Below are 6,983 nucleotides of genomic sequence, written 5' to 3'. Positions count from 1 at the left end.
TATCGGCAACGTCGACGCGACAATCATGGCCGAAAAGCCGCATCTGGCCGGCTATAAGGCGCAGATGACGGAAAATGTCGCGTCCATTCTTCACTGCGACGTCGATCAGATTTCCATTAAGGCAACCCGCGGCGAAAAGCTTGGCTTTGTCGGCAGACAGGAAGGAATGACCGCTCTGGCTGTCTGCCTTCTGGAGGAAGACGAATGAAAGTCGTCATTCAGCGCGTAAGTCACGCCTCCTGCACGGTGGACGGTGAAATTATCGGCCAGATTCAGGACGGACTGCTTCTTCTGGTGGGGTTTAACCGGGAAGACGATGCGTCGGTTTTGCCGAAGATGATTCGTAAAATTGTCAACATGCGCATCTTTGGCGATGAAGAAGGCAAGCTGAACCGCTCCGTCCTGGATATAAAAGGAGAAGTGCTTTCGATTTCGCAGTTTACCTTATACGCTTCCTGCAAAAAGGGAAATCGTCCAAGTTTTATCGAAGCAGCCCCTGCAGAGCAGGCGCGCATGTTATATGATCAGTTTAATGCACTGCTTGAACAGGAAGTCCCCGTACAGAAGGGCGTCTTTCAGGCAGATATGAAAATTGATCTGCTCAATGACGGGCCGATCACCATCGTACTCGACAGTAGAGAGGTATAGAAAAATGATTCTTTATGGAAATGAACTTGCTGCAAAACTGCAGGCAGGCATGAAAGAGGAAATCGATCAGATCAAGGAAAAAGGTCTGCGCCTTCCGTGCCTGTCCGTCATTCTGGTCGGCGACAATCCAGCCAGCCAGTCCTATGTCAAAAGCAAAGCCAATGCCTGCCACAAAATCGGCATTGAAAATCGCACCATTCATCTTCCTGCCGACATTTCTCAGGAAGAACTCGAAGCCGTTGTACAGAAAGAAAACGAAGATCCAAACGTTGACGGCATTCTGATCCAGCTGCCGCTGCCGGCTGGTTCCGGACTGAACGAAGAAAAGGCACTGATGGCCATCAGCCCCGACAAGGATGTCGACGGACTTCATCCGCTGAACGCCGGCGCGCTCGCACTTGGCCGCGAAGGCTTCGCTCCATGCACCCCGCGCGGTGTCATGGAAATTCTGAAAGAAGCCGGCTATACTGATCTTTCCGGTATGCGTGCGGTAGTCATGGGCCGTTCCAATCTCGTCGGAAAACCGGTCGCGCAGCTTCTGCAGAACGCCAATGCCACCGTTACGGTCATCCATTCGAGAACGAAAGACGCGCCTTCGATCTGCCGCGAAGCCGACATTCTGATCGCCGCCATCGGCAAGCCGGAATTTGTAACTGCTGAATATGTCCAGGACGGCGCCATCGTAATCGATGTAGGAATCAACCGCGTAGACGGAAAACTGAAAGGCGACGTAAAATTTGATGAAGTGGCTCCGAAAGCGTCCGTCATCACGCCCGTACCGAAAGGCGTCGGCCCGATGACCGTATGCATGCTTCTCGACAACACCATCGAAGCCTGGAAAAAACACGAGGGAATTCATGACTGATATTCAATACGACCTTGGCGACATTGTGGAAATGAAAAAAGAGCACCCCTGCCATCTTTCCAAAGAATGGAAAATCATTCGCATGGGCGCCGATATTCGAATCAAGTGCCAGGGCTGTCAGACCAGCGTTCTGATGCCGCGTTCCAAATTTGAGAAAAAGCTCAAGCGCGTCATCCGGAAAGCGGATCAGAACAAGGAGGAATAGAATCAATGTCTTTAACTGCAGGAATTGTCGGACTGCCAAACGTAGGCAAGTCCACCCTGTTTAATGCCATCACCAACTCGCAGGCGGAGGCTGCCAACTATCCGTTTGCGACCATCTCGCCTAACGTCGGCGTCGTTGAAGTACCCGATCGCCGCGTAGACCGCCTGACGGAACTGTTTCATCCGAAGAAAACGATTTATACGACCTTTGAATTTACCGATATTGCCGGTCTGGTCAAAGGCGCGTCCAAAGGCGAAGGACTGGGCAACCAGTTTCTGGCGAACATCCGGAACACGGATGCGATCTGCCATGTCGTTCGCTGCTTTGACGATCCGAACATCACGCATGTGGAAAACTCAGTCGACCCGGTTCGTGATGCCGAAATTATCAATCTCGAACTGATCCTCGCCGATCTGTCGACGGCAGAAAACCGCATTGCCAAAGTTGAACGAAAGGCATCGAGCGGCGATAAGAGCGCCAAAGCGGAAATGAATCTGCTTTCCCGTCTTAAACCGCATCTGGAAGCCGGAAATCCGGCCCGCTCTCTGGAAATTACGGAAGACGAAGCGCCGATTCTGCACCAGTACGGTCTGCTGACTGTCAAACCGGTCATTTACGTAGCCAACATGGATGACGAAGGCATCGCCGATCCGTCGGCCAATCCGTATTTCCAGGCACTGTCCAAAATGGCCGAAGCCGAAGGCGCGCGCATCGTTCCGATCTGCGCCCGTCTTGAAGAAGAACTTTCCAGTCTGGAACCGGAAGAAAAGGACGCGTTCCTCGAAGATCTCGGTCTTCCGCAGTCCGGTCTCGATCATCTGATTCAGACTGCGTACGCGACGCTCGATCTCTGCACGTTCCTGACTGCAGGCACCGACGAATGTCGTGCATGGACATTCAAGCGCGGCATGAAAGCGCCGGACTGCGCCGGCGTCATTCACACCGACTTCAAGCGCGGCTTTATCCGTGCCGAAGTGTACGCCTTTGATGACATCGATCGTCTCGAAAGCGAACAGGCGGTTAAGGAAGCCGGCAAGCTGCGCCTGGAAGGCAAGGACTATGTCGTTCAGGACGGCGATGTGATGCATTTCCGCTTCAACGTCTAATCCGACAGGACGGTATTCCATTCCATCTGAAAACAATTTGACTCTCCGTCTCGATCGCGGAGAGTCTTTTTGAATTCTTACACTGTGCCCAAATCAAACCGGAATCCTTTTCTTTTGGATGGCGTTCTGTATGATGGGTATACGGTCCCAAAATGTATAGCCGCAAAAAGAATGCTTTTGCGAACTCCAATGGACCGAATTCGACGCAAATGACTTTGCAAGGCTCTGGCTTTGCGAAAGGAGAATTTATGTTATCTGCCCTTCGAACATTCGATCTGCGCATGATTTCGATTTATCTGATTGCCGTTTTCCTTTCCATGACGCTTCATGAAATGGCGCATGGACTGGTCTCCTACTGGCTGGGGGATTCGCTGGCAAAATCGCGCGGACGAATTTCTTTAAACCCGTTCCACCATATCGACTGGATGGGTCTGCTCTGCCTGCTGCTCTTTGGTTTTGGATGGGCCAAACCGGTACCGGTCGATCCATCCCGCTACAAGGATCCGAAAACCGGCATGATCTGGACCGCTTTTGCGGGTCCGATGACCAACTTCCTGCTTTCCTTTGTCTGCGTGTTCCTTTTTGAAGTGCTGGTTTATTTCACCGGCGGCTTCGTGAACACTGCCATCGGATCGTATCTGATCTCGCTTCTGTCCGCGACCGCGGTGATGTCCATGGGATTTGGCGTCTTCAACCTGATTCCGATCCCGCCGCTGGACGGATCCCGCATTTTCTGGGCATTTTTGCCGGACCGAGAATACTTCAAAGTCAATAATCCGCCTGCCTGGATGTCCCTGCTGTTTCTGGTTGTGATTTTCTCCGGCATTCTCGATGGACCGCTGGCCATGATGCGTTCCACCATGATCGGCTGGATGGAAAGCGGAGCGCTCTGGCTGCTTTCTCCGTTTATTTAAACGGCCTGTTTACGCGCGGGGGACTGGATCATCCAGTCCAAGGCGCCGCACAAACGAAAGAGATCGAACGGGATTGTCTGGAAATTCCGTTCTGAACCGCTCTGTTGTGAACCCTTTTTGAGTCTGTACGTACTGCAATGGTACCTGCAGACTCTTTTTCTTTTTCCAAAAAGGCGGGATCCATTATTCGTTTGCACGCTTCGAAAAGCCATCGCCTATAGAAAAACGAAAGGTACAATCCGGTATTGCAAGAATGAGCAGCGCTTGCATAAATTGATTGATTTTCAGAAGAATTGGACGATGCAGGGAAAGGCTACGGTACAAAAAAGACAATGACAGTCAAAAGAAAACGTGAGTGTCAAACCAGACGCTCAATTTTCCGTACCTGTTGCGCTTTAAAAGAAAAAAGTAAGAAAAGAAAGAAGGAAAATTATGAAATACTGTGAGCACTGTCATGCTCCCATTTCCGATACGGCGCTGTTCTGCACCAGCTGCGGAACGCCTGTTTCCAAATCCTCTCCGGCCAGTCAGCCGGCAAAGTCGAATCCGGTCCAAAACGCATCGGCGCAGAGAGTTCAGCCTGGCAAAACTGTTCAGCCGGCAAAAAATGCCGGATATCCTCAGAATGCCCGGGCGGTATCCAGTACGCCTTATGCGCAGAACGCGCAGCCCGTCCAGAATGCGCAGAACGGACAGTTTTCGAATGCGGTAAAGACAAACGCCCAGACGCAGTCCGTTTCTTCCGCTGCCTCTTCCGCTGCTTCTTCCGCCATGCAGACCGTGCAGGCGGTCGCCGGTTCGGTTCAGTCGTTTGTGGATAATGCCTCGGCGGCTTCCCGGCCGGTCGCTCAGCGCGCAGTGGAAAATGCGGAAGCGCCAAACCGGGACAAGACGTGTCATGGCGTAATTCTTTCGGACGGGGAAGTCGTAATCCGGGACTACGTATGTGCCGATATCCGCTCCCCGCGCTGCATGGGATATCTTACCGTAACGAATAAGCGCGTCCTCTTTAACGGAGAAGGCAGCGGAAGCCGGATCGCTCAGCAGGCCTGGATTGACGGCGTCACCGGCGTTACCGCCTATTACGGGCGCGACATTCAGATTTCGATGGTCGTTGGCGGAGCACTTCTTCTTCTCTGTTCCCCCTTTGCAGCGATGGTCAATCCGCTCGTACTGTTTCTGTTTATGGGGCTGGGGATCTTACTGATCATTGTCGGCCTGATGCAAAAATGCTTCAAGCTGAGCATTCATTCCAGCAACTACACCGGCAACAGTATTTCGTTTGGGAGCGGGCCGACCAACATGCTCGGCAATGCGGCGCTGCTTTCGCTGACCGGCGGCCCGACTGTCGACACCAACAAGATGATGGATGAGCTCGGCGCTCTGATTCAGGATCTTCAGACGCAGGGCGATCTGGCCATCAAAAAATGGAAATAGCCGATCGAAATTCTGCGATCGCAACAAAGACAGGCATCGGCTTTCGCTGCCTGTCTTTGTTTTGGAAAGGAAATCGAAATGATTGATATTAATGTAAATCGTCTCGCAAAACGCATTCAGGAAGAGTGTCCGTACCTCGATGCGCAGGCGGCAATGTATTACGCCAGAGACTTTCAGCGCACCTTTGAAGACGGCTCGAAACCCGCACTGGAGCGATGGATGAATCATGAGCCGTTTGAGACGGATGAAAAATATACCGTTCCTGTGATTCAAAAAATTCACAGAGCCGGAGGAATTGTGGAAGCATTCCGTCTTTACGATCTGTGGAAAAAAGATCCCGTCCTGGGCGAACGGCTCATCTGGCAGGGACCGCGCTAAAAGGAGCAGAAAGTCATGAACTTACGACAGATGCGCTTTGCGCTTATGAGCGATGAAAAGCTCTATCAGTCTTTTGCTTCTTCGAACTGGAACCGGATGAGCGTCGAAAACCGGAAGGCAGCGCTGCAGGAGCTGGGCAATCGCGTCGCAGACAAATACGGGATTGAACGCCGGCCGATGTGGTTTGAACCCATGAGCGGAGGACGCTTCGGATCTTTTGATGAGAATGAAAATGTCGTATGCCTCAACCGCTACCTTGTGGAAGAAGGCCGGCAGTATATGGCGGAAAACGGGCAGCTGTATTACTGCGATCGTACGGATGCGCCGGCCGAACTGGTGAATACGGTTTATCACGAATACTATCACGCCTATCAGCGGGATGCGATCGACGGAAAAGTGACGCATCCGGATCCCATGGAAGTCAAAGTCTGGGAAAGCAATTTTAAACGGGATGCGAGCAATCAGCTCGTGAACTACTACAGCAATCAAGACAAAGTGGATCCGCGCTATAACGTCCAGTCCGGGGAGCGAACAGCCGACCGCAAAGGAGAAGAAGGCGTTCGAAAAGTTTTTGAATCCAACGAAAGAACTCTCGGCAAAGACCAGATGTATGAAGAGTATAAAAAATCGCATGCCTGTGATTCATATTCCAGACACCTTCAGGATGCGATCAGCCAGTTACAGGATCCGAACATCGAAGAAAATCTCGATAAAGAGATGCTCATGAAATACTGCGATGATCATGGAATCGACTATAAAGCAGAGGACAGCTATAAGGATGTCTGCAATCGGATTCGGCAGGCAGAGCATCCAGAACTTGGTCCAGCTGAGCCCGCTTCCGAAAAATCTCTGCTGACCCCGGAACAGGAGCGGCTTAAGCAGTACATGGATGATCATGGATACAGTCCGGAAAACCAGACGGAGTATAAGCGGGATCCGGAATGGCAGCGGCTGCATCAGGCAGTTTATGGAGAACGCGAAGGCATAAATAACTTGCCGCCGGATCCCTCTTTCCACAAAGAAGCGGAAAAGGCCGAGCAGGAAGACCAGACGATCAACAGAGAACTGAACACGGAGGTTTTACCAAAGAAAGCGGAAGAAGCTGCCGAAAGCGAAGACCAGGATCAGCAGGAAGGCGAAAGCAAAACAGCGGAAGAGACCGAGGACGAATCTGAGGCTGAAAGCGAAGATCAGAGCGAACAGGAAGAGGAAAGCGAAGCGGTCGAAGAGACCGAGGACAAATCCGCAGCCGAAAGCGAAGATCAGAGCGAACAGGAAGAGGAAAGCGAAGCGGTCGAAGAGACCGAGGACAAATCCGCAGCCGAAAGCGAAGATCAGACTGAACAGGAAGATCAGGTCGAATCCGATGAACTGAACAGTAAGCGTCAAATAAAAGACGGGTATTTTCTCGACCGCCTCCTTGGGATAAT

The 6,983-nt window shown here is 51.8% G+C and carries 9 protein-coding genes; all 9 read left to right on the top strand.

The features are described 5' to 3' along the window. Positions 1-208, top strand: a 208-nt coding sequence (locus tag ACLUYS_RS08865) for a 2-C-methyl-D-erythritol 2,4-cyclodiphosphate synthase (RefSeq protein WP_412659638.1), incomplete at its 5' end; no start/stop codon positions are given. Beyond that, positions 205-648 carry a D-aminoacyl-tRNA deacylase gene (gene dtd / locus ACLUYS_RS08860; protein ID WP_230267809.1) on the top strand — a complete coding sequence of 148 codons (444 nt, stop codon included), beginning with the start codon at positions 205-207 and terminating at the stop codon, positions 646-648. The genes ACLUYS_RS08865 and dtd, both read left to right, overlap by 4 nt. Positions 649-652: 4 nt before the next feature. Continuing rightward, on the top strand, positions 653-1,513 hold the full coding sequence (gene folD / locus ACLUYS_RS08855) for a bifunctional methylenetetrahydrofolate dehydrogenase/methenyltetrahydrofolate cyclohydrolase FolD (RefSeq protein WP_230267810.1): 861 nt from the start codon (positions 653-655) through the stop codon (positions 1,511-1,513). Next, positions 1,506-1,718: a DUF951 domain-containing protein gene (locus tag ACLUYS_RS08850; RefSeq protein WP_230267811.1), complete on the top strand. Its 213-nt coding sequence runs from the start codon at positions 1,506-1,508 to the stop codon at positions 1,716-1,718. Before folD ends, ACLUYS_RS08850 begins: the two co-directional genes overlap by 8 nt. Positions 1,719-1,723: 5 nt before the next feature. Further along, positions 1,724-2,824 carry a redox-regulated ATPase YchF gene (gene ychF, locus ACLUYS_RS08845; protein WP_230267812.1) on the top strand — a complete coding sequence of 367 codons (1,101 nt, stop codon included), beginning with the start codon at positions 1,724-1,726 and terminating at the stop codon, positions 2,822-2,824. A 248-nt stretch (positions 2,825-3,072) separates the two neighbouring features. After that, entirely contained in the window at positions 3,073-3,738 is a 666-nt protein-coding gene (locus tag ACLUYS_RS08840; protein WP_230267813.1) for a site-2 protease family protein, read from the top strand. 432 nt (positions 3,739-4,170) lie between these two features. Then, the gene (locus tag ACLUYS_RS08835; protein ID WP_412659637.1) at positions 4,171-5,175 is read left to right on the top strand and encodes a zinc-ribbon domain-containing protein; all 1,005 of its coding nucleotides are present in this window, start codon (positions 4,171-4,173) and stop codon (positions 5,173-5,175) included. A 78-nt stretch (positions 5,176-5,253) separates the two neighbouring features. Then, positions 5,254-5,553, top strand: a complete 300-nt coding sequence (locus tag ACLUYS_RS08830) for a hypothetical protein (RefSeq protein ID WP_230267816.1) — start codon at positions 5,254-5,256, stop codon at positions 5,551-5,553. Between the two features lie 15 nt (positions 5,554-5,568). Then, a partial coding sequence (locus ACLUYS_RS08825) for a hypothetical protein (RefSeq protein ID WP_412659636.1) occupies positions 5,569-6,983 on the top strand: 1,415 nt, incomplete at its 3' end.

This window comes from Allobaculum sp. (assembly GCF_047010065.1).
Classification (GTDB): Bacteria; Bacillota_I; Bacilli_A; order Erysipelotrichales; family Erysipelotrichaceae; genus Allobaculum; species Allobaculum fili.
Note: the sequence above shows the minus strand (reverse complement) of the source record. Positions and strands in the feature narration are given on the sequence as shown.

What these genes read in the sequence shown, in the direction of transcription:
- ACLUYS_RS08850 (WP_230267811.1), top strand. Translation starts at nt 1,506, where the DNA reads ATGACTGATATTCAATACGACCTTGGCGACATTGTGGAAATGAAAAAA.
- ychF (WP_230267812.1), top strand. Translation starts at nt 1,724, where the DNA reads ATGTCTTTAACTGCAGGAATTGTCGGACTGCCAAACGTAGGCAAGTCC.
- dtd (WP_230267809.1), top strand. Translation starts at nt 205, where the DNA reads ATGAAAGTCGTCATTCAGCGCGTAAGTCACGCCTCCTGCACGGTGGAC.
- ACLUYS_RS08840 (WP_230267813.1), top strand. Translation starts at nt 3,073, where the DNA reads ATGTTATCTGCCCTTCGAACATTCGATCTGCGCATGATTTCGATTTAT.
- folD (WP_230267810.1), top strand. Translation starts at nt 653, where the DNA reads ATGATTCTTTATGGAAATGAACTTGCTGCAAAACTGCAGGCAGGCATG.
- ACLUYS_RS08830 (WP_230267816.1), top strand. Translation starts at nt 5,254, where the DNA reads ATGATTGATATTAATGTAAATCGTCTCGCAAAACGCATTCAGGAAGAG.
- ACLUYS_RS08835 (WP_412659637.1), top strand. Translation starts at nt 4,171, where the DNA reads ATGAAATACTGTGAGCACTGTCATGCTCCCATTTCCGATACGGCGCTG.